The sequence below is a fragment of the Neoakkermansia glycaniphila genome, assembly GCF_900097105.1.
Classification (GTDB): domain Bacteria; phylum Verrucomicrobiota; class Verrucomicrobiia; order Verrucomicrobiales; family Akkermansiaceae; genus Akkermansia; species Akkermansia glycaniphila.
The window spans coordinates 2578977-2603176 of sequence record NZ_LT629973.1; the positions used below are offsets into that span (position 1 = coordinate 2578977).

Genomic DNA, 24200 nt, shown 5'->3' on the forward strand with positions numbered 1-24200 from the left:
CTTAAAAAGAAAGCTGCCCCTGCGGCGGCATCGCGGCCAGATCCTTCTGCGCGGCGGCTGCATCCCGCGCCCCCTGCGTCGCCTGAAGCTTCCGCTGCATGTCGGCAGCCTCCTTCTTCTGCGCGTCCAGCTCCCGGAGCTGGGCCTCCGTCCGGCGGCACTCTGTCGGCGAGCCCGTCCGCTCGTACAAAAACTTCGCAAACTTCCGGGGCTCCACATACTCGATCATCGCCGTATCCCCCGTCGCCTGCGTATAGGTGAGCGCCACCTGCATGAAATACTCGATGCCGCTCTGCTGCGCGCGGGCGATCGCCTGCGAAATATGCCCCAGATACTCCACGGCGGGCAGCTCGATCTCGAAATTCTCGCTCCCGCCCATATCCGGCACCTTCAGCTCGTCCGGCACCTCGTCCATGGCAAACCTCCCCAGCCGGAACAGCACCGAAAAAATGCGGTGAATCAGCACATTGCAGTCCGAAATAAACAACGTAAACGAAGGCGAAAACGCCAGAATCTTCTCCCCCTGCCGGGCATTCACCTCCGTCGCCGTCATCTGCCTCTCGATCTCGGCCAGCGGCATCAGCATATCCACGAAAAACGCCTCCCGGATCTTCCTCTCCTTCTCGTCGATGCGATCCTTCCCCACATCGTACCTGCCGGACGACGCCCACTCGCGCGGCATCTTCAGCTCGGCAGCCGCCGCCTTGACCGTCGTAATCCCCCCGGCCCGCAAATCGACCTCCCCCACCTGATCCGCAAGCTGCAAAATGCGGGGAAACGCCGCCACCTCGCCCAGCACATCCATCACGCGCTCCAGCTTCAGCGTCGCCGCGATCTCCTCCTTCACATCCAGCCCCGGCCCATACCCGAACGGCCCCTCGCCGTTCCGCAGGAAACGCGTCACCAGATACGGAAACTCATTATACCCGTCCTCCTTCAGCACCTTCTTCTCCGCATCCCACGCCATATACACGGACGCCCACTTCATCCTCCGCGACTGGAGCGCATCATGCCCGAACTCATAGCGCGTGCGCGGCATCACCAGATGCACGAACTCGAACTTCGCCGTATAGCGCGACTTCGGCTCGTCCCAGGCCTCCCGGATGCGCTCCGGCAGCTTCCTGTAGCCGAACTGCTGCACCGCCTGATGCGGAGACAGCCGGAACGACCGAGCCAGCGTATCCACCAGCCCCTCCGCCCCCTCGGCAATCCCGTAGGTCCCCGTCGGAATATGCCGGAAATTCAGCTTCCCCGCAGGCGTCGCCTCGCAGAACAGGCATCCCGTCCCCGTCAGGCACCTGTCCAGAAAACACTCGTGCAGCTCCGTGTAGAAATTGGAACGCCCGATCTCGCCGAAAATCGTCTCCGTCGCCTCGGCGAACCACTCGTCATGCCGGGCGGACTTCTTCTTCCCCTTCAGCCCCGACTTGATGGCAAACCACTGCTGCCCCGTCGGCGTGATATACATGATATGCGCCCCCGTCAGCACCCGCAGGGCCTTGATCGCCGCCGTCGAGTGCATCCGCTTCCGGCTGGAGGCCTGCCGCTCCTCATGGTTGGCCCCGGCCTGCGTACGCGGCATGATGTGGCGGCGCAGCCAGTCCCAGTCCCCGGCATTGTTGCGCATCTCCGCCAGCAGAGCCTCGGCAGTGCTGGCGTAATCCTCGGCTGAATGTGCATAACCCATAATCTTGAATAGTTAAAAAGGAAGAGTGAACAGGTAATAGTTCAAAGGAAAAAACGAACAGTCACAAAGAAAACGGCAACGAAACTCCCTTCCTGTCCCGCTGCCTCACCCCAGCGTCCTCCGCCCGCCGAGCAGGGAAGCGGCAGCGGAGCCCGGCGTATTCACCGTCCTGCTCAGGGAGGCCCGCCTCCGGGCGGCGGAGTTCACATTCTGCTCGCTCTGCTCGGCGGACTCCTGCCGCTGCGCGGCCACAGCGGAAGCCTGCACCACGGGCTGCTTCTCCATGGCCGCCGCCATCGCATTCGCGGCGCGCACCTGCTCCTTCGCCGCCTTCCGCTGCTGGTAGGAAGACCCCAGCGTCACCACATCCATGATCGCATTGCCGATACTCGAACCCATGATCTCGAAAAGTTAATAATTAATAGTTAATAGGTAACAAGTAACAGAGAAAAAGGAAAAGGAGTCAAAAACAGCCTCCCGCCCCGGACGACATCCCCTCAACAAAGCGTGAGCGCAAAATCCCGCGCCTCATCCGTCCGGCGCAGCCACCCGCGCCCGAACTCCGGGAACTGCTTGCAGGCCAGATAAAACGCCTTGCGCCGGTCCCGCAGGCAGGTCAGAAAATCCCTCTCTTTACCATGCAGCAGGCGGCGGCGCAACGCCGAACGCGTCGCATCCCCCACGCTACCGTCCACCGCCAGAGCCGGACTCGCCCCCTCGTCATTCAGAGCGCGTTGCAGGACCTTGGCCGTATTCGTCCCCCCGGAATTGAAACAATGATCCCGGAGGAAAAACTCCGTCGCCGGATACGCCGCACTGCCGATCCACGACCGCACAGACCGCGTATCCGTCCACACATACTCCAGACAGGCATCCCACGCCTCCTTCCGCCTCCCCTCATCCAGCAACGCCTTGATGCGGCGGAAGGCGGAAGGCTCAATCCCGTCGCAAATCCCGCACACCTCCCACCTGCCGCCCTTGTCGGCAGCGGGCTGCCTGCGCACCTTCAGCGATTCCGGTCCGGTCGCCCGCTCATCCTCGAAGAGCAGAATCCTGGCGGCCATGCGTTGTTCCAGCGCATTCATCGGTCATGCTTCAGGTTCGAGATTTCCGCCTTCAGCTCCGTCAGCACCCGCACCGTCTCGATCTGCGTACGCGTCTGCTCCGTGATGAAACTCCGCATATCGGTATAGAGCACGTAAAGCCCGGCGAGCATCACCGCGATCAACAGCGCGAACACGCCCTCCTTCGTCGCAAAAACGACCCTCAGCGTATTCACCAGCCTCAAAAACCAGTCGTAGGGTTTACACATGATATTCAAGTGAAAAGTTAATAATGAACAGGTAATATTCCATGGAAAAAGTGCGTGTCTATTTCCCGGCGGGGGTGATGGCCGTGCCTGTTTTCTGCGGTTGTGGCCCGTAGGTGAGATGCCCGTCCTTCAGAATCAGGCACGTCCCGTCCTTGCAGATGATGACGCCAGCCTCGCGGGACGCCTCCACCGTATGCCCGCATCCGGTCAGCCCCAGAGAGGCCAGCCAGCTTGCGGCGGCGAGAGCTGCGGCCACCGCCAGCCCCCACAGAGCCTTCCACCAGCCGGAAGACGCCTCCCGGAGCTTCAGCTTCGCATAGGCCAGCAGATCGGCCAGCGCGTGCTGGCCCAGCGTCGGCAGGATATTCCCGGCCACCCGGAGCCACGCCTGCTTCTCGACATCGGGCAGCGAGCCCCAGTCGAAATCCGCATTCGGGTTCAGTCCGGTCCGGTACTGGCGGTAGATCGCCATGGCGACCTCTTCGGTATGATTGCATGTATTCGTATTCATGTTGTTTGTGTTCTTCTATTGTTTGGAAGGATGTTGAAAAAGAGAGGAAAAGGAACCCCGCACGGGTCAAATGGCGATAAAATACTCCAGCCGGATCAGGCGAAATTGCGGTTCACACACGATGGAAAAACGGTAAAATCCCGGACTGGAAAACTCCGTCTCCTTCGGAAGCCATGTGAAACCGCCGGGTTTGATGAAAAGCGCTTTCCCGCGAGTCGGATGCAGGGCGAACCAAAGCTGGCAGGAAGTCACATTCACCCCGTCGAACTCCATCCGCAACGCCGACAGATCAACCACCTCCCGCTCCGGCGGCACCCAGTTCAGATTATAGACATGGCCGTGTTGCAGCAGCCCGTCTTCCGGCAGGCCGGAGACGAGAGGCAGCCCGGAGGCCACGCCGGGCTGCGGAGCTTCCCTGCGGCGCACCGTCCCCCCGGCGATCACTCGCCCCCACGCCGGAGTCACCAGAGCATCGTCATCCGTCAGGAGCAACTCCATCCCCGGAGCCACGGCGATATACTGCCCCGGCTCCTCGATATTCAGAAACGGAAAAGGCAGATTGTTCTCGATTACGACGACGGAGCAGGGGGCAGTCGCCGTAATCGCATAAGTCATACCCGGAGTAGTTTGTACGGAAATAGTCATGATATTGTTCTGCTTGAAAGGTTCATGGGCCGGGGAAACAGTTCAGGAGAGCTCTTGCGGCGGGCGAATCCCCGTGTACCGCGCCACCCCCTTGTTCCATCCCGGCCAGGCGGACACCAACCCCTCGCCGAGCCAGGCGACATCCGTTGCCTCGTAGTGGCAATAAATGAAATCCAGCCGCACGACGCTTGCCATCGCGCGCGACACCGCCTCGGAAGAATTGTTGTACCACTCCACCCCGTCCCAGCTCGTATACGGGCAGGACGAATTGTCCGTGCCGCCATACGCCAGCCCCGTCACACACTTCACTTGCCGGCTCCGCACGGCGGCGGCATTGATAATGCCCAGAGCATCATCCCCGTTGGCCGAGTTCAGCATCACCTCCACCCTGTACCATCCCCCCGGCAGCGCGGGCCGCTTGAGCCAGGTATTGGGGCAGGAGGCGGATTCATGCCAGTTCTCCGTATTCGCGCTTCGCTCCAGCACGAACTCATTGATCTGGCCTCTCGTCGGCACAGCCTCCTCCGGAATATACGGCCACGTCGCCCCCGCATTCGTATTGTGGTAGCGCAGCCAGACGGAAGGCCCCGTACCGATCTGCACATCTGCGTTGAAAATGACGGGACGCGTCACCGTCCCCCCGTTCCAGCTCCCGCCGCTTCCGCTCCCGCCGCCCATCTCCGCGAGCCTCCCCTCCACATATGCCGCCACCTGCGCGCCGGACACCAGCCCCGCCTCCCCCGCAGACACGGAAGCCGCCACCCGCAGCAGAGACAAATTCCCCAGTTTCAGTTCCCGCAGCATGGCTACTCCACAATCGCGTAAAGGGTTCCCGCATCCTTCACGGCGAGCGCATCATAGGCCGCCTGCGTGAGAGACTTCGCCTGCGCGAACTTCCCGTCCGCATAAGCCTTCGCCTCCGCCACGGCCCCCGCCTTCGCCGTGGATGCCACCGCATCCGCCTGCGCCTTCGTGTAATACCCCGCCAACTGCGCCGCCACCCATTCCTCCTGCGCATACCCCGCCAGAGACACGCTCGTATCCCCTACCTTCACCCACTTCTCCTCAATCCAGACATACTGCTCCCGGATGGACGCATCCGCCGACTCGGGATGCTCCCACCCCTTCGGCACGAGATAAATCACATCCGCCACCCCTTGCAGCGGCAGAGCATCCGTCGGCACAATCCGGATATGGTGCTTCGCCGCAATCTGCGCATCCACCCACGCCTGCGACGCATACGCCGCAAGCTGCGTCGTCGTCCACGCCTGCGTCGCATAGGCAGAGAGAGCGGAACCGTCCAGCTTCGCATTCCACGCCGTCCTCTCCGCTGCCGTCACATGCAGAGCGGCATTCCCCGTGTGCGCCGTCAGCGTGGCGGCGTCCGCCTTCGCATTCCACGCGGCACGCTCCGCCGCCGTCACATGCGCCGTCGAATTGCCGGAATGCGTCGTCAAATCCCCCGCCAGCGCAAACGTCGTCAGATCGACGAGCAGCACGGAGCCGAGATACAATTTTGTCGTTTTGGTTGCCATGATATTTTTGAGGTACGATTTATGAGGTACAAGGTACGATTATTGATGTTTGCGGGCGTTGCCCTGAAGAAGAGAAAGATTGTTCAGGAGGTGGTAGAGACTTGCAGGACGTAGAGAGTCTGAGCGCGCGTATGCAGCGGATCGAAGGCCCCCTCCTCCCGCAACGCCACCTGCGCGTAATCCGCCAGATCGGCGGGCCGGGCGAGCGTCATATCCCCCTCCGGCAGATAATCCCATCCGGGCGCGCCCGCATCGTCCAGACAGCCGATCCCCTCCCGGTGGGCAATCGCCTCGACCCGGCACAGCAGCTTTCCCTCCGTCCCGTCCACGCCGTATTCCCGGCTCTCCTTCGCCTCCTCCCGGTGGGAAGACACCACCACCACATCCCCCGCAGCAAGGCGCAGCCCCTCGTCAAACGTCCACACATTCACCCTGTCGTTCACCTGCACCACACCCTCCCGCGACAGCCCCAGCCACACCGGCCCGCCCTCCATCCGCCGCCACACCTTCAGCCACACCGGATTTTTGTGAAACTCGTACCCCGACCGCCCCTTCAGGGCCACCCGCCGCAACTCGCCGGACACCTCCGCCTCGAACGCGAACCCGCCGGCATTCAGATTATCCGTCCCGTCCCCCGGCGCAAAAGGCAGCACGGCGGACTCTATCCCGATTACGCCCCCGCCGGACGCCGCGCGGCAGAGCGCACCGGCAGGGGCTGACCTAAAAGACCGCGTCACGAGAGCGGAAGATCCGGACACGCGCAACGCTCCGGTCGGAGCCACCACCAGATACTGCCCCGGCTCCGTCATCGAGCAGAGCAGCACCTCGCTTCCATCCTCCCGCAGGGCGGAAACCCTCACAGGCTCGGAAGTCGTAATCGCGTACGTTTCGCCGGGAGTCGTATCAATCGTCATCATAAAATCATTAAAACTTGTTCAAACCCATCTTCATGCCTCCGTCTGCATCTGGATGATGCGCGCCGACAGCGTCCGGCTGATCGCCGGAGAAATCAAATACCCGCCCCACGGCCCGCGCGCCTGGTGCGGCCACACCGTCAGGCGCACCTGCGTATCCCCCCACACCGGGCCCGCCCAGCCGTAATTCCAGTCATAGCTCCCCCGGCAGTGGCCGTTCTGCTGCTGGTGGCGGTCCATCAGCACCGCCCCCGAGGGCAGACTCTCCAGCCGCACCCGCACTCCTGTGGACACCTTTTTCTGCCCCTTCGTAAAATACCCCCGCACCTCCGTCTCCGGCAGGCAGGCGGCATACACGGCAGCCACCTCCCCATTGTCCCCCTCCGTCCCGCCGATGGCCGCCGTCGTCAGGGCAGGGACCAGTAGCCGCAGCGTCGCCGTATCCCCCAGCCGCAGCCCCTGCGCCAGCGGCCCCTCCCCATGGGCGAACTCGAACCTCCCGTCCCCCAGCCACGCAGCGGCGGGATAACTCCCGTACGCCGACTGCACGCTGTACGTCCTCCCCGCCGTCAGGCGAATGTGGCGCGACCCATCCGCCGCGATGGACACCGCCTCCAGCGCACGCGCCCAGCAGTTCCCCTCCGGCGTCCCGGCCCATCCCCCCATATCCAGCCGGATCATCCGCACGCGGGCCGCCGCATCCGGGTACACCTTCCGTGTCCCGTAATAAACCGCCTGCACCCGGCGCTCGCCCAGCCGGGCGTCGTACACATACCTGTTCACAGCCGCTCCGAAAGAAATCTTCATCCAACAACAAAAGGCAAAAGGTTCATCAAAAAGTTCATCCCAAGGCTCAATAAATCAGATAAAACGTCTCCGCATCCTTCCTGCCGATCGCCTCGAACTGCTCCTGCGACACAGCGACAATATCCTTCACCCCCATCCTCGGCTGAAACCCGCCCATCACCTCCCCCAGCCGCCCCTCCGACACATACCCCCGCCCGTTCAGCGTGGACTCCGACACATAATTCTTCCCCTTCAGCCACGCCGCCATCGCCTTCGACGATGCCGGACGCTCGCTGCCCTCATTCACCCTGTCGTCAATCCGTGCATTCAGAACCCCCGTATCACTCATCACGAGCGAATCCCCCACCTTCACCCCGCCCGTCACGGCGGAAGTTGCCGTCCGCACATCCAGCGCTCCCTCCGGCGAAATCCTCATCGTCCCGCCCACCTTCACAGCTCCCCCCCGGTCCGCCGCCGCATACGAATCGTGAAACACGATCTCCCCATACCGCCGCACCGCCAGGCGGCAGCGCGAATCCGTCATCCCCTCGATGGACGACGTATACTCCTCCGCCTCCAGCCCCGTCCCGTAATCGAAACTCAAATACCGCCCCGTCGCGTAATCGAGACCGTTCTCCGCATTCGCCCCCGCCGTATAGCGCAGGAACCCCCTCCGGTGCAGATTGATCGTCAGCGTCCCGTACAGCGCGGCGGCATTCAGCCTCGTATCGTCGGAGGCAATCGGCAGCGACACCACATAGGGCCGCTCGTGCGGCGTCACCGGATACGCCGTCCCCGTCGCCACCACGCCGTAGCTCCGGTTCCCCGCAACCGGCACAATCGCCAGTCCATCGGCATTCGACTGCACCTTCGCCCCCGCCTCCGTATTCCTGCCGTTCTCCATCTTGATGACGCCCGCCCGGTTCCACGCCGCCTCCTGCACCACAGCCTGCCCGGAAGCGTTCTGCCCCACCAGCCCGCAATCCCCCGCCAGCACATCCGCCGTCGCCAGCTTCACCGCCCCCGGCCACGCGCTCGACGCCGGGCGCACCAGCATCTGCCCCAGCTCGTTCACCCCCACGATCCCGCCCTCCGTCAGCACACTCCCCGTACTCAGCCGCACCGTCCCGTGCGCATCCACCCGCGCCTGCTGGAGCGTGGATTCGCTGATGGGCGACCACGCCGCCTCCCCGTCCGGATACTCCACCCACGCATACACCTCGAACCCGCCGTCCGGATGCGGAATATAATAAAAAGTCCTCCTGTCCCCCACCTCCGGCAGCTCCTCCGTACTGTAGGCGTACAAGCGGCGGATCGCATCCGCATCCATCCCGTCCGTCCCCTCCGCCTGCACCTGCGTATCCAGTTCTCCAATCCACCAGTGGCCGTTCACGCCGATATGCGGCGTCACCCCGTCCTTGCCCTCCGCCGTCACCCCCGTATCCACGCCGGAAATCCACCAGCGCCCGTTCGCCCCGATGGCGGGCGTATCTCCCTTCGGCCCCTGCAAAATCCCGCTGTGGAGAAGATCCTCCGCCTTCTGTGCCGCCCCTTCCGCCCGGTCCACCTCGCCGTGCAACTCCTCCATCAGCCCGTCCACCTTGCCCAGCTCCTCCATCGCGTGATCCGCCCGCTCCGTCAGCTCGTCGAGCTTCCCCTCCGCCTGTTCGATCTTCACCGCCGTCTCCTCCGTCTTTTTGCAGGCCTCCCAGGCGGAAGCCGCCGCCCCCTGCGCCAGAGTGGATGCCATCCACTCCAGCCGCAGAAACCGCGCCTTGTCACCCGGCAGCCGCACCGCCAGCGTCCTCTCCACATACGGCCCCATCTCCTCCAGCATCGCCCGGCCCTCAAGCGCGCCGATCACCCCGATATGGCCGGAAACCATCCGGAGCCGCACCCCGTCATCCCCCGTACAGAAAATCTCATACGGCCACCGCCCCTCCGGCAGCCCCGTACAGCCCACCACGACCTCATGCTCCCGCTCCCCCTTCGCAATATCCATCTCCACCGCCTCCCGCTCCGCGCCGACGAACACGCACCCGGCAAACGTCACCCCGTCCACCGAAACGGCCTCATCCGACCACGCGTCGCTGAACCTCCACCGCATACTCCAGGGCAGATGCTCCAACGCCGTAAAATTCTCCGTCACTCCGAGGAAATCGATCATGCGCGCATTCTACCCCCATCCCCCACGGACACATGAACGCTCACGGAGTGAGTTCCCATGTGCATAACATGAGTTTTTAGAAAATTTTTGTTCGCACATGAACGGGTGATAAACTAGTAGCCTTTCCATGGTAACAAAAAATCATTTTTGTATCTACGAAACGGTAATTTAAATGCTGGTTTTACCTTCCAATGGGACAATTTTTTCTGACAACAACATTATGAGATTGAAATTCCCATTCTTGACTTATACTCTGGGTAACAGCATTTGAATACTATGATAAAAAGTAATAACGAGACTAAGGCAATAAGCGGCATTTCTAAAATTATAGGATTTATCATCGTAATAGGCATGTTCATTGGAATAGTATATGCCATTTACAAATTTATCTTTTTCACTATTGAAACATTACCCACATTAAATGCTGTAGTGATTGTTGCCCTGATTACTGGTGCTCTTTCCATTGTGGGCATAGTGATTTCAAAAATTTTTGAGTCGAGACAAGTAACTAAGCGATATCTTTATGAAAAAAAAGAAATACCCTATACTGATATTATTCAAATGATCTATAAGCTTCCTTTGTATGTAAATGAGAAGCAAGTAGATGATGAAGAGATGATTAATGACATGCGTGAAATGTCAAAAAAGATATCAATATGGGGATCGGATGCAGTCATTAAGAAATGGCATGAATTTATAAAAGAAACTCACACAAATTCAAATCAATCAATGTTTAAACTAGAAGAAGTCATTTTAGAAATCAGAAAAGATTTGGGGCAAAGAAATAAAAAGCTGGAAAGAGGTGATATGTTGCGCTTTTTTGTGAATGACTTAGACGCTCATATGGAAAAAGAGTCAAATTGCTGATGTTTAAATTTAATCTGCCTCTGCTTTTTGATAAGAACGTAACACCCAATAATGCCGATAAAAAATACCATCACGCAACAGCCGCTCTCCTCTGCCGCACAAACAAGGCTGTATGTCTACGCCTATGTTTTGGGGCGGAAACTGCACCTCATCTGTGCGGGAGACAAACAGAGCCAGCCCAGGGACAACTCATACTGCAAACAATACATCTCACAATTCTAAACCCCTGAAATTTTATGGAAGAAGAAAAAGAATACCTGCCCATCGACCTGACCCGGAACAAAAGCTTCCGAACCATCGAAGAAGCCATAGACCCGCTCCTGACGCCCGAAGTCCGGGCCATCATGGAAGAACTCCGCAGCAACACCATCGTCTCCCGCACATTGGCCCGCATGAGAGTCCAGGCCGGACTCTCCCAGACGGAAATGGCCCGCAACTGCGGCTTCACCCAGCCCCGCATCTCCGGCATCGAAAGCGCAACGGACGACAAACTCCAGCTCCCCGTCATTCGCATGTACTGCGCCATCCTGCGCAAGCCCTTCAAGGCCGTCCTGGCGGACGGCACGAAACTGCAAGTGCCCGTCCCTACGGACTACAGCCTGCCCGGTCGCCGCAAGCCCGGCAAAACCGGAAAATCCGGCGGCAAACCAGTCACCGCATAACCTTCAACACAATCACATAAAATGGGACTTTATATACAATCCTTGGAAAATATTCCACCCCATGCAAAAAGGGATTATTTTATCTACTTGCTGGATTATGGCTGGCATGAGCCTTTGGGACAGGCATTGAAGGATAATTATGAGAAAATGGCGGCTATAGCGGCAAAAAATAAAGCTGTCGTGATCAGGGGTACAGAGGCGGTGCATTTCGAAGATGAAGTCTTATCATGGCATCATATCAACGGGGAATCTGCAAAGGACTTGTTGCCGGCAATTCTTATTACCAACAAGCACCCCATGTACTTTAGAGAAAAAGAATCATCCCGGGCGATTAGCCGCGATGCCAGCTTAAAAATGATTTTGATTCCTCTTGGAAAATTTTGCCAAACTACAGCAGATGTTATTTCTCTGATTCACCAATTATTCAACGATGTTCAATCAGGAAAAGATTTGAATGATTTTCAAATCGCAAAAGAAAAAAAGCATGGAGTTGGTAAAGCGATTGTTGATTCTCTTGTTTTGGAGCCTAATTTTGCTGGAATAGGTATTAATATAAAGAAATTAATCGGCTGGTTATCTAAATAATCAGAACGATTCCATGAAGACAGGATAAACAAAAAGTGGGGAAAGAGATATGAACGAAGTGCAGGTTTTGTCTGAAAAAGCTAAATCTATTATTTTAGTATAGTCGTATATCCGAAACACACCAATAATTTGAAGTAATTGGGGTATCCTTGACTGAAAGTTGGTAAGAGTTTTTTTAGCTTTTCTTGTGATGATGAGCCTTATCGTTGAGATTCGCTAAAACCCACGCCACCGTCAGGCAGCATGAGAACTCTTGAATCCACCCGAGCCGGTCTCCCATCGCCTCAAACCCCGGCATCCGAACAAGGAACCCATACGGCGGCTTCGGCATCTTCAACGGGCGCGTACCTCGGTACCGTACCGCCCGGATCACCTCCCATGCCTCCTCATGATCCCTGCCTGCCGAAAGCACTACTGTAACTTCGGCCACAGGGGCAACGGGGCAGGTCAGCCCACCTCTGCCGAAAACCGTACAGCGCAAGCCCCCTCCGGCCAGCGGACAATACACAGCCTCGAAAGCCGAATCCTCCGGCAGAAAATCCCTCATCGGCCTGCCGGAGCTGATGCCCCGGAGGATAATCGTCCCCAGAATGCCGGACATCCAGGCAGGGACGGCCTCTTCCGCCACCTCCTCCAGAAGGCGCACATAGGGATCATAAAGATGTATCTTCATCCACTACGCAGAATACAACAGAATACAACGCCACACAAGGCAGTATGATCACAAAATAAAAGAATAAGGAGAGATGAACCGATCCTAAATTATATAAAGAATGGCAGGTTCGCCAAGAATCTATATGTTATGCGAAAAATCTTTCAAGATCGTTATTCCGTGTTATACTGAATGCGTCGATTATATAGGCCATAAAAGACAGCACGGCAGAGGCGAGAATGCTTGTATCCCCGCCTCTGCCTGCTTTACTGGGAGATTGCCGCTGAATCGCACCAATAAAAACGCCGGAGGCGATGAGGCCTCCGGCGTGAAATGATATTATAATTAGTAATAATTTAATCAGGAACTCCCATATCGGGAATTATGGTTGGATATTGATTTCGGGCTCGTTCTATTTTTCTTAAGAGTTGGCGAGGTCCGTTCTTCCGATCAAAATAGAAGACTTCATTTTGACATTTATTTTGAAATTCAATAAGTTTTTCCAATTCTTGCTGGGAAGTAACACCCAATTCAGAAAGAAGAATCTGATTATTGTTATGCATTTCAGGAAAAATAATCCATCCAGGAGTGAGAGGTAACCGCATTTTACGGCTATTCAGTCGCTGTTGCAGATCTCTCATCGCTTGCAAAACGTTCATAGCATCTTCCTGATAATCAGGAAAAAGGCCAATGGTGCTGTCCGATCGTAAATATATCTTTTTGAATGCTTCTATATCCTCGAGTTTATCAATATTAAATAAACGTTTAGACATATTTAGATCACGAAAGACATATTGCCCGCTTCCCGTTGGATATTCTATGCAATGCATTATCACTGAGATGTATCTATTTCGTAGAACAAGCAATAATGTCGGGTCCAACACATCCCGGACAGTGTCGTCATTAAAGCGGTATGCTTCCATTCCGATACAGTCAAAGACTGGTTTTCCATCCAATTGGAGTCTGAGTTTTTCACCTGATATTTTGTTGGATTGTTCTGCTGCGCGGATTTCTGCATATAAATCAAACCATTTCCATCCACCTATTTTGCTGCTGGAAATGTTAACGATAGAATCTTCTCTCGGTGGATTGAATTGAAATTCAAGAACAGAAGACGGCGCCTTTCCCATAATAAGACACTGGCACGAACAATATAAAAAAAATATTATTTTTAACATATTTTATATTAGTTGTTTTGGTTAATCATTGTTTTAATGTCATTGGGTGTTATGGGCGTTAAAGTAATTGTACTACTTTCGAATGTATGATCTATTGCTAATTCTTGTGCTTTTTGTTCAGGAGAGACGATTGAAAAGCCTACGATCACATATAGAATTTTACGGCAATCGTTGGAATTTTTTTCTTGCCGCACAAGTTCTTTCATACGATCAATAGTATGAGTCAGTGTAACTGCCCCTCGTTCTATCTTATAATAAATATCTCCATTTTGTTTTGTATATCTTCTCTGATAACATGATGAGTATGATATTTCTATATTCGATGGCAAGGTGTCTTTTTGTAATTTCGTTTTTATCCAAGTATCTATTTGACTAGTTCTGTAAGCGGAATTGGCATCACTAATAAGGTGATAATGGCCTTCAGGCAGCTCAGAGCGGTCAATATATTCCGATTTAGCAAATTTACCATTTCCCATGTAAATATTACCATGAATTTTCAAATCTATTACGATTTTTTTATAATCTTCTTTATTGGCATTTTTCCGAATATATTGAAGAATTCCTTCTAGATCATTAAAATTGGCTCCATGCCTCCATGTTGTCCAAATATCAAAAATATTACATCCACTATTCCGTTTCGCATCCATACCAAATGTGTACAAATCTTTCATAAAATCTTGCACAGTTGTTTCTGGATACACTGTATTATAAAATATTGATTTCCATAGTGGATTGTGATAGGGAATATTTATTTTATAAATATCATTTCCTATAATATCGCAGAAAGAATAAGGTGCATTTTGAATAAACCCGTACAAATTCAACCCACTGCGCTCGGCGATGGGATCACGGTTGATCCACCTACCATCAGCGGGGTTGTAGTGGCGGAAATTGTAATAAACCAGCCCCAGCTCGGCATCGTAAACTTCACTGCTCCACCGGATCGGGTTCAGTCCTGCGCCCACTCCCGCTTCCGTGACTTTTCCGAAGGGATCGTAGTCATACGTTGACGCTATGTTTCCTTCCGCGTCCAGCAGTTCGGTGACGTTCTTCGTCAGGTCGTGGACGTAGGTGTAGCGATTGTCGTCGCTGGCCAGCAGGACCAGCGGGCGTGTCGCCAGCGGTTCCGCCGGGTCCCAGAAGAGAGCGTGCATCTGTTTGCCTCCGTGCAGGATGTCGAGCGCTGCGATTTGCAGGTAGCCCCGGTACAGGTAGCGTTCGTGCCGGGTGACGGTTCCGTTTTCCGTAACTTTTTGCATGTAGCGGCGGCCCATGAAGTCGTAGCCGTTTTCGACGATGACGGAGCCGTCCGCCTTCGTGAAGCGAACCGGGCGGTTGTTGGCGTCGTAAACGACATCCCAGTTGCCCATATAGCTATCGACATGCGTCTGGTTGCCGTCTGCATCGAAGGTCGGAGCCAGCGTCCCCAGTCCCGCCTCCGTGATGGAGGTGTACTGATTCAGAGGATTAGTTTCATAGGAAAGATGTTCCGATGTTTCCTGCGCCGTTTTGCGATTGCCGATGTTATCGAATCCATAGCCGAAGGTCTCCTGTCCGATGGCGGCGGATGTCAGTTCGCTGCGTGAGTTGTACCCGAAGGCATCCTGCCGGGGCGTTTCCGTTCCGCGCTGTTGAGTGCGAGTGACCGGGCGTCCGAGGGAGTCGTACGCATAGGTGCGGGTGGAGAGGTTCGTTCCGTCTTCCTTGCTGTACGCAATCCCGGTAACGAGGTCGCGCTGCGGTTCGTAGCTGCGCGCCATGGAGACGCCGTTGTCCAGCGTGATTCCGGCGAGCAGGTGCGTGCCGGGGAGGTAGCTGTACTGGATTTCCCGTACGGAGAAGAGCCCCGCCTGGGTGAGGCGTCCTTCGCCGTCCCATCGCCACATGCCGGAGGTCAGCAGTTCCACTGGCCCGGAAGAGGGCCTGCGGTTCATGAGGTAGGACATGTTGCGCCCGTACTCGTCGTAGCTTTCGAAGAGGTTGACGGTGCCCCCGTCCAGTTCGAGAGAGTCCTGGTTCAATCTGCCTTTCGCGTTGTAGGCGAAGGCATGTCTGCCGGAGGCGTCCGCGACGGTCGCCAGTTGCCCGAGGTGGTTGTAGGTTGCGGTGGAACCGGGCGTCGCGTCGCTGTGCGAGGTGCCGAGCAAGGCTCCCGTGAGCAAATCGTATCCATAGGTGGTGACGATGCCGCGCGCCGAGGTGGCGGTGGAGAGGCGGTTCCGCGAGTCATAGGCTTTGTCCGCGTGCGTGCTGTCCGCATAGGTTTTGCGGAGCTCGAGGCCCGTGGCGGCGTCATATTTCCATGCCGTCACGTCTCCATCGGTGCGGCCCGTGGGGTTGGTGGTGATGTCGCCCGCACTGGCACGGTAGGTCGTCAGTTTGACAAGTTGGTCAGCGTCATTGTAGCCGTAGGCGGCGGGTTGGATGTTGGTACCCCATTCCGCTGTTTTCCGTCCACGCTGGTCGTAGGCGTAGCAGGTTTGTTTGCCGAGGGCATCCGTGAGGACGGAGGCCTGTCCGGTGGCCGGATCGTAGGCGATGGCTTGTACGTTTCCGGCGGCATCCGTGATTTTCACGGTGCGGCCTGCGATGTCCGTTTCCGCCGTGGTCACATTGCCGCGTGCGTCCGTCTGCGTTTGCACGATGCCTTCCGCCTTGAATGTGCGGGTGAAGGAGCCGGATACGCTTTGGTGGTCCGTCTGCGCCGTCACGAATCCGTCTGTCATGTGAACCGTAGCGATCGTGTCCGAGGTGGGAATCTGCGCCTTCTGGATGCGTTCCGTTCCCGTGCCGTATTCCGTCCACTGCTGGCGGGCGTTGCCGTCGATGTCCACCGTGATGCTTTTGCGTTCCAGCGTGCCGCTCGTCTGCGAAGCGAGGGTGGCCTGCGTGGAGGTCAGCGGTTCGCCTGCCGCATTCCAGGTGGTGACGGTCGTGGTGTTGTAAACGCCGTCTTCCCGTTTTTCAACGGTGTGGGCATACGCCGTAATGCGTGAGTTCTGCGGGGTGGCAGGTTCGGCCAGAACGACGGTTTCTTTCATCATTCGTCCCACGACATCGTATTCGCGGATGACGGGTGCCATGTCCGCCGTTTGTGAGAAGGCGAGCAGCCCCTTCGCATTGTACCTGTGCTTCGTGGCGAGCCATAGATATTCCTGCGTGGTGGCCTGTTCTTCACAGAGGACTTCCCCGAAGCCGTTTTCTGTCCTGCGGGACAACATGATGAAGCCGGGAGTTTCCCGGTTGAGGGCGAAGATCATCGTGCGGATGCCGTCTGCGACGAGTTCCGGAGCATAATGGATTTCCCGCTGCCCGGTGCCGGTTTCCGTATCGACCGCTCCGGTGACGAGGTTATAAATGGTGACGTAGGTGGCTCCTGCCGGAGTTTTCCGCGAGATACCGCGCCCGCTGTAGAGGTATTCGTATTGGGTGACTCGGCCCAGAGCGTCCGTTTCCGCAAGGATACGGTTCTGGAGGTCGTACGTTTTGCGGGTGGCGGTGGTCATGGCTCCCGTGTCCGTACGGCGCATGATCTCGCGCCCGGCCCCGTCAAAGCTGATGGAGACGATGCTTTCTGGAGTCGTCGGCGTCGCGGCGCGGATGGCCTCGATGCAGGCTTTGGCCGTGTTGTAGCTGTAGGTGGTGAGTACGCCGTCCTCATCCGTTTCAGAGAGCGGGCCGTTGCACATCATGGTGCGGGTCGTCACTCGCCCGTTGGCTTTTTTTCGATGCGTCCACTGGTGGGAGGCGTTGAAGGCGTATTCCTCGCGGGAGAGGAGGGACCAGGTGTTGTTCGAGAGCAGGGCATGATGTTCGCTGCATACCGTGTTACCCTGCGCGTCGAAAAAGTCCACGAAGCTTTCCGACCAGCCGGGCAGCTTGTCGCCGCCGATGCGGGTTTCCCGGTTCCGTTTGTAGAGCGCGCCGTGTTCTGAGGTGGCCGTGTAGGTATAAAAATCCTGCGTGCCGTCGGCGGACTGTGTGAGCTTCACCTTGCAGCGAGCATGCACATTCTCTTCCGCTTTCCCATAACATTCGGTGATGCCGGTATGGGAGTGCGGCGATCCGAGGGCCGTTTCCGTCACCGTGATGCGTTCGAGCTGCGGCGTTTCTTCGTAGGTGAAAACTTTCCTGTTCAGCACGGCTTCCGTACCGTCGTCCGCAACGATGAGTTCCGTGACGCTTGCCGGGCGGTAGTCGTTGGGCCGCAGGTCGGCATACGTTGTGCGTGTGGTGTGCGTCCCTCCCCCCGGCCAACGCCAGGCTTTCGAGGATTCACGCCCCTGCGCATCGTTTTCATAGGCGATGGTCGAGCCGTCCGGCAGCGTTTCCAGCGTGAGCCGCCCCCGGTTGTCGTATTCGAATTCCGTCGTCAGGGCTCCCGGGGCGTCGTAGCCGTCCGTCCGGCTGGCGATGACCGGGCCGCAGGCGCGCGATTCGATGACTTCGCGGGTGCGGGAGAGGACCGTTCCGTCCGCGCCCTCCTGTGTGTAAAGGTATTCCCATTTACCCATCGGGATGCCGTAAATCTTCAGGCGCACGATTTGCGCGTCCGCCCCTTCGCCCTTCGTCATCGTCCATTCCTGCCCTTTTTCATGCCACGTCGTAACGGCGGTGCGATTCCCGCGCAGGGTTTCTTCCAGCGTCAGGAAGTTGCCGTCCTGTTCCGACAGCGAGCCGGAGATGGTGTAGGTCTTTTCCGGAGCTCCGGTATGGCCGTACAGGCCGCCAGCCTGCTTCGACTGCACCTGTGCCGGGGGGTACCACGAGATGCGGTACGAGGTGTCCGTGAGGGTTTCTACCTCCATCAGGCCGTCCGCCGGGTTGAAGTATTGCCGCAGGCCGGAGGCGTGGGCGATGCCCAGCTCGGACTTCATTTCCTCCGCCGTGACGAGGACGCCCGCCGAGGTGACGAAGTGGACGGGCTGGCGCGTAGCTGCATTGTAGCGTACAACGGAGCTGTCCGCCATGACTTCATCGTAAAAGGCCGCTTCGCCGAGCGTGGGGTTGCCCGCCGCATCCAGCTTCACAAGCTGCGAGGTGCGGATCTGCGACGTGCCGTCCGGCAGCAGGATGTCGGAGAGCGGGTTGTCTCGGTAGGCGACCAGCTCGCCCGTTTCCCATGCGATATGCACCTTGCCGTCCAGCACGAAGGAAATCTTCCGTTGCGACACATGGCGGCAGAGCAGCAAACCGGGCTTCAGCGCATTTTCGGAAATATGCCGGGCGCGCAGGAGCAAATGCCCCGCAGGCATCCCCGCCCACTTCGGGAACGTCCCGAAGGCGAGATTCATCGCCACGCTGGCAAGATCGGCATTCGTGGCTCCCGTCGGGCAGCCGCAGCAGTCGCACGGCTCCTTCTCCGGCAGCGGTTCGTCTTCTTCGGTGGGCGTCAGCTCCACGAGCGGAGAGGGCAGGTTCACATGGAACCACATGAAGAGGGGCGGGCAGCCCGGCGTATTGTTCAGGTGCTCGCAGTGGACGAGGTACCACCCGGCGGCGGCAAACACCACCTCGCCGGAAGCGGGCCTGCCGGGCTCCGCCTGAATCGTCGTGCCGTTGATGGAGCAGGAGCCGGATCCGTTGCTGTCCACCGTGATATTCAGCGTTTGCGGCGCAGGGATGAAGAGGTAATTGTCCCACGTCACCTTCTGCGGCGAAAGGCGGGTGGGCGACTTTGGAATCTCGGGCTGGCGTAGGGCAGGCGACTGCTGCACGGCGGCATCTGCTGGGACGAATGCGGCGGATTCGGGGCGGGCATCGTGGCTGTAATCAATAGATGAATTGCTCATTGTTTTAACGGGAGATTGTTCAAGCTCCACACCTCACTATTAGCCATGATTTTCATATAAATCAACACATGAAATTTAACGATGTTTTATAGATTAGAATAACACTCTATAGAAACATAAAATAATTTGCAAGATGTTAGACTCTTTCCTGTAAAATAATGTTTCTCTCCCCGATTCCCTCATTTCACAACCATCAAAATATACTCCCCATCAGGCATGAATAGCCATCTCCATCATTTAATAGCCACCCCTCCGCAAGTATGCTATCACACCGTGAAATGTAGAACAAACCCCATCAAAACCGCCATAAAACATACCTTATCGCGCTATAGTTACATTAAACGGAAAGAAAACACTCCGAAAAACACACATCCTTTGCCGCCAATAACGACAAACCATCAAAAAACAAACATCAATGAAAACACCACTCAAACGCATCTTCGTATACGGCTTCCCCCATACCTACGGAGGAGCCGGGACGGAACTCGACCACCATATCCGCGTCTGGCAGCGCCTGGGCGTGGAAGTCCACCTCATTCCGAGCTGGGGAACCATGAAGCCCATTGCCGCAGACCTCCTGCAACGCGGCGTCATCATCCACGAAAAAGACGAATGGGCGGCCCTGACTCCGGAAGACCCCATCCTCTGCCTCTGCAACCCCTACTTCCTCACCCTCATGCCCGAAATCCGCCAGCACACCCGCCGCACCGTCTGGATGAACTGCATGACATGGATCTTCGATCAGGAAAAGGCCGCCATGGAGCAGGGACACATCGCCCTCTTCCTCTACCAGAACGACAACGTCCGGCAAGCCCATCAGGCAGCCCTGCGCCCCCTCAACGGCAGCCACGACATCCACTTCCGGACTGTGACGCCCTACTTCCATGAGGCAGACTTCCCGTACATCGGGGATCGCCCGTCAGACACCTTCTGCTGCGGACGCATCTCGCGGGCCTCGCCCGACAAATATGCACGCAACACCCTGCGCATCTACGAAGGCCTCGCCTCCCCCGTACCGAAGAAAGGCCTCTTTCTGGGCTATGACGAGCGGTGCGAAGAAAAAATCGGCACACCCTCCCCATGGATACGTACCATTCCCAACTCCAACACCCTTTCCCCGCAGGACTTCTACCGCCAGTGCCACATCATCCTTCAACCCACCAACACCACGGAAAACTGGCCGCGCATCGGCTTCGAGGCCATGGCGAGCGGCAGCGTCCTCATCGTGGACAACCGGGGCGGATGGAGGCAAATGGTGAAGCATGGCATCACCGGCTGGCTCTGCAACCATGAACGGGACTTCATCTATTATGCCTCGAAAATGGCGTATGAACCCAATTTGCGCGCTGATATGGCGGAAGCCGCAAGAGAATGGGGCTTGCAGCTGGGCGGACTGTCTGCCTCCATGGAAAGCTGGGAAGAAGTATTTGCCGCCATCAACCAATTACCTGAATAAAACAATGCATCAAAAAAATCCAACAATCATATCTGCTCTGTGGGTAGGAGACGAACTCTCCCCGGTAGCAGAACTCAGTATTCGTTCATTCCTTGACAATGGCTTTGCATTTCAGCTTTTCACCTATCAGGCTTATGCAAATGTACCCGACGGAGCAATCGTACGTGATGCGTCCGAAATTGTTTCTCGAGAAGAGGTGTACTTGCATCACTCTGGAAGCTATGGGATGTTTGCCGATCTCTTCCGTTATACGTTCCTCGAACGCGAGGGCGGATGGTGGACCGATCTCGACGTAGCCTGTCTGAATAATCGGATACCAAAACATCTGCCATGGTTCGCCCAGCAGGAAACAGGATTCTACTCTGTGGGAGTACTCGGATTCCCCGCACATCATCCGGCAATGGAAGCGATGAAACGCCTGGCGGAAGATCCGGCGGCTTCCATGCCATGGGATGATGAAACGACATTGAAGGCAAAAAAACAGTTTTGCCTTGATACGCCCGATGTGATTGAACGCAGGAAGCATGTCGAATGGGGATACGCCGGGCCGAACGGATTTACGCGAGCAGTCAATCACTTTGGCCTGCAAAAGTTTGCCGCAGGACCGGAAACTCTTTATCCGTTGAATTATACGGTCTGGAGGAATTACTTTAACGGAGCTCTTCACCTGAATAGTGCTGAACTTGCGTCGGCATGGGCCGTACACTTGTGGGGAGAGATGTTGCGGCGAGAACCGGATGCATGGGAGAATATGAATAAGGAAAGCATCGTGGCGGAATTGTTGCGTCGGCATGGAATGGAGAATTGTCCAGGGGCAACATCTGCCCTCCAAAAGAAAAAAGTCGGAATCCTGGTTGGTATTTGCTCCTGTTGTTCGGCATGGGATCGCAGGCAGGCCGTACGGGAAAGCTGGTTGCAACACGCGGCTCCGGGCATCGAATGTAAATTTTTCCTTGGCAGACGTACACCTCCGGCAGGAGAAGAACACGACACAGTGGCCCTTTGGGTGAATGACGACTATAATCATTTGCCGGAAAAGGTATTGGCATTCTTTCGGCATGCCCTTGATCACTATGAATTCGAATGGCTTTTCAAATGCGATGACGATACATATCTGAAGCTTGATCGTCTCGCATCGCTTTGCAATCCTGCATACGGTATTACGGGTGATTTATCTCTGGCGGAGCGAGATGCACCGAGTGGAGGAGCCGGGTACTTGCTTTCCCGCAGCATTGTAGAAAAAATTGTCAATACGCCGGACATCCGCAGAACCGGCGCGGAGGATGTGATTTTTGGTCGGCTGGCGCTCCAATTGGGAGCCACCCCATATGCTACAGAACGGCTTGGGAAAACGGCAGAATATTATCCGATGCCGGAAAATCAAATGGTTACAGCTCACTGGTGCAGCCCGGATCAATTGCGTGCGATCGAATACTTCCAGCAGGCAACCCCGATTACCATATACGAAGCTCGGCATGATAACTGGCAGGATACCCTCTACTTCTTCCCGGATGGTCGTTTTCGTCGCAAGAATCATGGAGACTCGGGAAGCTATAGCGCATCACTGGACGGCAGAGGGCTGACGTTGCATTGGTTTCGGTGGGAAGCGGAAACTCTGGTGCCTTGTACATGTGGCGACAAATATATTGGAGACAATCTGACGTTGCGGCTTGTTGCCGGGCATCCTCCGCTCAATGAATGCCTGTTTGGCACTTCAAGACAGTAAATATCTTAGGTTCAAAAGGGCTTTTGTCCCTTATCTATAAACAAATAATAAATCATTTATGATGAAAACAACACAAAATAATATGAATACATACACTCGTAACCCGGCAGGTTGGGAAGAATCTTCCTCCAGCGTCGAGGAGTCTTCTTCCAGTGCCGAGGAGTCATCGTCGTCCATCGGTGAAGAATCCTCTTCCAGTGCCGAGGAATCATCGTCCTCCAGCAGTGAAGAATCCTCTTCCAGTTCTGAGGAATCATCGTCGTCCAGCAGTGAAGAATCCTCTTCCAGTTCTGAGGAATCATCGTCCTCCAGCAGTGAAGAATCCTCTTCCAGTTCTGAGGAATCATCGTCCTCTAGCAGTGAAGAGTCTTCTTCCAGTTCCATGTCTTCTTCTGATTCCAGCAGCAGCTCTTCCAGCAGCAGTTCCTCCAGCAGCAGTTCCTCCAGTAGCAGTTCCTCCAGTAGCAGTTCCTCCAGTAGCAGTTCCTCCAGTAGCAGTTCTGAGGAATCTTACATTGGTACATACAGATGGGTTTGGGTGACTTCTTTTGATGATGAGACAGGGAATTCTGATAATACTTTGAAGAAAGGAGACTACGCTACCAGTAATAAGAATCCGGCAGGCAGAGAAAACAATGACCCTCGAGGTAAAAATATGTATTATCCAGCCGGTTCTTATATTCATGAGTATGGTGACCGAGAACAAGTTGGTTCTATCCAGGATGCAGGAGCAGGAGGAGATATCTGGAAAAATCCGGATGGAACGTTACCATATGCTTCATGGCTGGATAGATGGACGGATGATCCCCATGAAGCTAAAACGCTCAGTTATTGGACTGCCGTATTGATTCTATGGAAAGCTTCCAAATGGCAAAAGAACGATGGGGGCTTGTCAGATGCCCGCCAATTCAGTAGTATCAAAGAGGCTGAAGAAGCTGTTGCAAATGGAAGTTGGCTTCCTACCGGGCCGGATGGAAAACCGTCTGCAACGCCTCCGCCTAAAGATTGTAAACAATAATAAGAAAGCATAACCATGAAAAAATTGAATCTTCCAGCTATTGCTCTTGGTTTGTTCGGCGCTCTCATACAAGCCATACAGGCTACAGACGTACCCAGACTGGATAACATTCAGGACTATGCAGTAGAATCGCGGATTATTCGTGGCAAACAACCATCGTCCAGATTGTATCTCATGTGGATAAGTAATCCTGCATCAGGCATCTCTCACATGACTGTACAGACAAACGGAGGCATCGTATGGAATTTGCAATTCGATCATGGTTCACAATGGTATCAAGTAGGAGAGGCATCCTTTTTATGTATGGACAGGACGAATCGCTATGTACCCGATGCGTACATAATCTCCTTTGGCAAAGGGAATAGCCCTTTTGATTCCGAATGGAATGAAATGAACATCAAAGATGTATCGTCGCTTCTTATTGGAAATGCCTATCGCAGTAACAACACTGATCCACACCACATACTCTCTGTCGAATTTCATATTTCTTACGCAAATGAAGGGCAGCCTGCCATACAGCTTCGGGATAAATACGACCAAAGTAAAATCTATCAGAAAATAGCACTCTCGACTTTGTTGAAAGAATCTGAAAAACTTAAGGATTCTCGCACAATACCCGGTACGGCAGGCATTAATTTGCATCAGGAAAAACCGGACGCTCTTGAGAAAAAATAGGATGTTCCTCACGCCCGCTTCCCCCTCCCGGA

22 protein-coding genes are annotated in these 24200 nt (G+C 55.7%); 7 read left to right on the forward strand and 15 right to left on the reverse strand.

The genetic code is table 11. The annotated features are described in order from the left end of the window. Nucleotide 1 precedes the first annotated feature (1 nt). From PYTT_RS10840 to PYTT_RS10890, 11 genes are all read right to left on the reverse strand, one after another. Complete coding sequence (locus tag PYTT_RS10840) at nt 2–1687, reverse strand: portal protein (RefSeq protein ID WP_067771947.1); 1686 nt, start codon at nt 1685–1687, stop codon at nt 2–4. Nucleotides 1688–1792: 105 nt separating this feature from the next. Next, complete coding sequence (locus PYTT_RS10845) at nt 1793–2086, reverse strand: hypothetical protein (protein WP_067771950.1); 294 nt, start codon at nt 2084–2086, stop codon at nt 1793–1795. Nucleotides 2087–2184: 98 nt separating this feature from the next. After that, nucleotides 2185–2772: a putative peptidoglycan-binding domain-containing protein gene (locus tag PYTT_RS10850; RefSeq protein ID WP_067771953.1), complete on the reverse strand. Its 588-nt coding sequence runs from the start codon at nt 2770–2772 to the stop codon at nt 2185–2187. Further along, complete coding sequence (locus tag PYTT_RS10855; protein ID WP_067771957.1) at nt 2769–2999, reverse strand: hypothetical protein; 231 nt, start codon at nt 2997–2999, stop codon at nt 2769–2771. Before PYTT_RS10855 ends, PYTT_RS10850 begins: the two co-directional genes overlap by 4 nt. Nucleotides 3000–3057: 58 nt before the next feature. After that, nucleotides 3058–3510 (reverse strand): hypothetical protein, encoded by a 453-nt coding sequence (locus tag PYTT_RS10860; protein WP_067771960.1) that lies wholly within the window; start codon nt 3508–3510, stop codon nt 3058–3060. Between the two features lie 66 nt (nt 3511–3576). Continuing rightward, nucleotides 3577–4155: a hypothetical protein gene (locus tag PYTT_RS10865; RefSeq protein ID WP_141675656.1), complete on the reverse strand. Its 579-nt coding sequence runs from the start codon at nt 4153–4155 to the stop codon at nt 3577–3579. Between the two features lie 42 nt (nt 4156–4197). Beyond that, a complete protein-coding gene (locus tag PYTT_RS10870) occupies nt 4198–4959 on the reverse strand; it encodes a hypothetical protein (protein ID WP_067771966.1) in 762 nt (253 codons plus the stop codon). A 2-nt stretch (nt 4960–4961) separates the two neighbouring features. Next, nucleotides 4962–5690 (reverse strand): phage upper tail fiber protein, encoded by a 729-nt coding sequence (locus PYTT_RS10875; protein WP_067771969.1) that lies wholly within the window; start codon nt 5688–5690, stop codon nt 4962–4964. 83 nt (nt 5691–5773) lie between these two features. Continuing rightward, a complete protein-coding gene (locus PYTT_RS10880; RefSeq protein ID WP_067771972.1) occupies nt 5774–6607 on the reverse strand; it encodes a hypothetical protein in 834 nt (277 codons plus the stop codon). Nucleotides 6608–6637: 30 nt separating this feature from the next. Beyond that, nucleotides 6638–7411, reverse strand: coding sequence for a hypothetical protein (locus PYTT_RS10885; protein ID WP_071133473.1), 774 nt, complete (start codon nt 7409–7411; stop codon nt 6638–6640). A gap of 46 nt (nt 7412–7457) precedes the next feature. Continuing rightward, nucleotides 7458–9557: a hypothetical protein gene (locus PYTT_RS10890; protein WP_071133474.1), complete on the reverse strand. Its 2100-nt coding sequence runs from the start codon at nt 9555–9557 to the stop codon at nt 7458–7460. Between the two features lie 276 nt (nt 9558–9833). Between PYTT_RS10890 and PYTT_RS10895 the strand changes: the two genes are divergently transcribed. The 3 genes from PYTT_RS10895 (at nt 9834) to PYTT_RS10905 (ending at nt 11671) form a co-directional block, all read left to right on the forward strand. Further along, the gene (locus PYTT_RS10895) at nt 9834–10424 is read left to right on the forward strand and encodes a hypothetical protein (protein WP_067776652.1); all 591 of its coding nucleotides are present in this window, start codon (nt 9834–9836) and stop codon (nt 10422–10424) included. A 236-nt stretch (nt 10425–10660) separates the two neighbouring features. Beyond that, on the forward strand, nt 10661–11086 hold the full coding sequence (locus PYTT_RS10900; RefSeq protein WP_067776655.1) for a helix-turn-helix domain-containing protein: 426 nt from the start codon (nt 10661–10663) through the stop codon (nt 11084–11086). A 21-nt stretch (nt 11087–11107) separates the two neighbouring features. Next, nucleotides 11108–11671 carry a hypothetical protein gene (locus tag PYTT_RS10905; protein ID WP_067776658.1) on the forward strand — a complete coding sequence of 188 codons (564 nt, stop codon included), beginning with the start codon at nt 11108–11110 and terminating at the stop codon, nt 11669–11671. 175 nt (nt 11672–11846) lie between these two features. On the opposite strand, the gene PYTT_RS10910 is transcribed toward PYTT_RS10905, so the two are convergent. The 3 genes from PYTT_RS10910 to PYTT_RS10920 form a co-directional block, all read right to left on the reverse strand. Continuing rightward, on the reverse strand, nt 11847–12344 hold the full coding sequence (locus tag PYTT_RS10910; RefSeq protein ID WP_067776661.1) for a hypothetical protein: 498 nt from the start codon (nt 12342–12344) through the stop codon (nt 11847–11849). A gap of 335 nt (nt 12345–12679) precedes the next feature. Then, the gene (locus PYTT_RS10915) at nt 12680–13453 is read right to left on the reverse strand and encodes a hypothetical protein (RefSeq protein ID WP_141675840.1); all 774 of its coding nucleotides are present in this window, start codon (nt 13451–13453) and stop codon (nt 12680–12682) included. A gap of 56 nt (nt 13454–13509) precedes the next feature. After that, the gene (locus PYTT_RS10920) at nt 13510–19293 is read right to left on the reverse strand and encodes an RHS repeat protein (protein WP_067776667.1); all 5784 of its coding nucleotides are present in this window, start codon (nt 19291–19293) and stop codon (nt 13510–13512) included. A gap of 415 nt (nt 19294–19708) precedes the next feature. Here PYTT_RS10920 and PYTT_RS10925 point away from each other — a divergent pair, with 415 nt between their 5' ends. Beyond that, entirely contained in the window at nt 19709–20749 is a 1041-nt protein-coding gene (locus PYTT_RS10925) for a glycosyltransferase (RefSeq protein WP_067776670.1), read from the forward strand. Nucleotides 20750–20753: 4 nt separating this feature from the next. Beyond that, nucleotides 20754–22475 (forward strand): hypothetical protein, encoded by a 1722-nt coding sequence (locus PYTT_RS10935; RefSeq protein ID WP_083076869.1) that lies wholly within the window; start codon nt 20754–20756, stop codon nt 22473–22475. Between the two features lie 30 nt (nt 22476–22505). Here PYTT_RS10935 and PYTT_RS10940 read toward each other — a convergent pair whose 3' ends face one another. Further along, nucleotides 22506–22859 (reverse strand): hypothetical protein, encoded by a 354-nt coding sequence (locus tag PYTT_RS10940; RefSeq protein WP_067776679.1) that lies wholly within the window; start codon nt 22857–22859, stop codon nt 22506–22508. A gap of 196 nt (nt 22860–23055) precedes the next feature. On the opposite strand from PYTT_RS10940, the gene PYTT_RS13460 reads away from it, so the two are divergent. Both PYTT_RS13460 and PYTT_RS13465 read left to right on the forward strand, forming a co-directional pair. Then, complete coding sequence (locus PYTT_RS13460; protein ID WP_176712512.1) at nt 23056–23493, forward strand: hypothetical protein; 438 nt, start codon at nt 23056–23058, stop codon at nt 23491–23493. Nucleotides 23494–23508: 15 nt separating this feature from the next. Further along, complete coding sequence (locus PYTT_RS13465) at nt 23509–24168, forward strand: hypothetical protein (protein WP_141675843.1); 660 nt, start codon at nt 23509–23511, stop codon at nt 24166–24168. Nucleotides 24169–24200: the final 32 nt, after the last annotated feature.

Coding starts and splice junctions, on each gene's coding strand:
- PYTT_RS10925 (WP_067776670.1), top strand. CDS start 19,709: ATGAAAACACCACTCAAACGCATCTTCGTATACGGCTTCCCCCATACC.
- PYTT_RS10905 (WP_067776658.1), top strand. CDS start 11,108: ATGGGACTTTATATACAATCCTTGGAAAATATTCCACCCCATGCAAAA.
- PYTT_RS10895 (WP_067776652.1), top strand. CDS start 9,834: ATGATAAAAAGTAATAACGAGACTAAGGCAATAAGCGGCATTTCTAAA.
- PYTT_RS10940 (WP_067776679.1), bottom strand. CDS start 22,859: ATGGAACTGGAAGAAGACTCTTCACTGCTAGAGGACGATGATTCCTCA.
- PYTT_RS13465 (WP_141675843.1), top strand. CDS start 23,509: ATGAAAAAATTGAATCTTCCAGCTATTGCTCTTGGTTTGTTCGGCGCT.
- PYTT_RS10870 (WP_067771966.1), bottom strand. CDS start 4,959: ATGCTGCGGGAACTGAAACTGGGGAATTTGTCTCTGCTGCGGGTGGCG.
- PYTT_RS10890 (WP_071133474.1), bottom strand. CDS start 9,557: ATGATCGATTTCCTCGGAGTGACGGAGAATTTTACGGCGTTGGAGCAT.
- PYTT_RS10935 (WP_083076869.1), top strand. CDS start 20,754: ATGCATCAAAAAAATCCAACAATCATATCTGCTCTGTGGGTAGGAGAC.
- PYTT_RS10860 (WP_067771960.1), bottom strand. CDS start 3,510: ATGAATACGAATACATGCAATCATACCGAAGAGGTCGCCATGGCGATC.
- PYTT_RS10855 (WP_067771957.1), bottom strand. CDS start 2,999: ATGTGTAAACCCTACGACTGGTTTTTGAGGCTGGTGAATACGCTGAGG.
- PYTT_RS10865 (WP_141675656.1), bottom strand. CDS start 4,155: ATGACTATTTCCGTACAAACTACTCCGGGTATGACTTATGCGATTACG.
- PYTT_RS10915 (WP_141675840.1), bottom strand. CDS start 13,453: ATGGGAAAGGCGCCGTCTTCTGTTCTTGAATTTCAATTCAATCCACCG.
- PYTT_RS10880 (WP_067771972.1), bottom strand. CDS start 6,607: ATGATGACGATTGATACGACTCCCGGCGAAACGTACGCGATTACGACT.
- PYTT_RS10845 (WP_067771950.1), bottom strand. CDS start 2,086: ATGGGTTCGAGTATCGGCAATGCGATCATGGATGTGGTGACGCTGGGG.
- PYTT_RS10910 (WP_067776661.1), bottom strand. CDS start 12,344: ATGAAGATACATCTTTATGATCCCTATGTGCGCCTTCTGGAGGAGGTG.
- PYTT_RS10920 (WP_067776667.1), bottom strand. CDS start 19,293: ATGAGCAATTCATCTATTGATTACAGCCACGATGCCCGCCCCGAATCC.
- PYTT_RS10840 (WP_067771947.1), bottom strand. CDS start 1,687: ATGGGTTATGCACATTCAGCCGAGGATTACGCCAGCACTGCCGAGGCT.
- PYTT_RS10850 (WP_067771953.1), bottom strand. CDS start 2,772: ATGAATGCGCTGGAACAACGCATGGCCGCCAGGATTCTGCTCTTCGAG.
- PYTT_RS10875 (WP_067771969.1), bottom strand. CDS start 5,690: ATGGCAACCAAAACGACAAAATTGTATCTCGGCTCCGTGCTGCTCGTC.
- PYTT_RS10885 (WP_071133473.1), bottom strand. CDS start 7,411: ATGAAGATTTCTTTCGGAGCGGCTGTGAACAGGTATGTGTACGACGCC.
- PYTT_RS10900 (WP_067776655.1), top strand. CDS start 10,661: ATGGAAGAAGAAAAAGAATACCTGCCCATCGACCTGACCCGGAACAAA.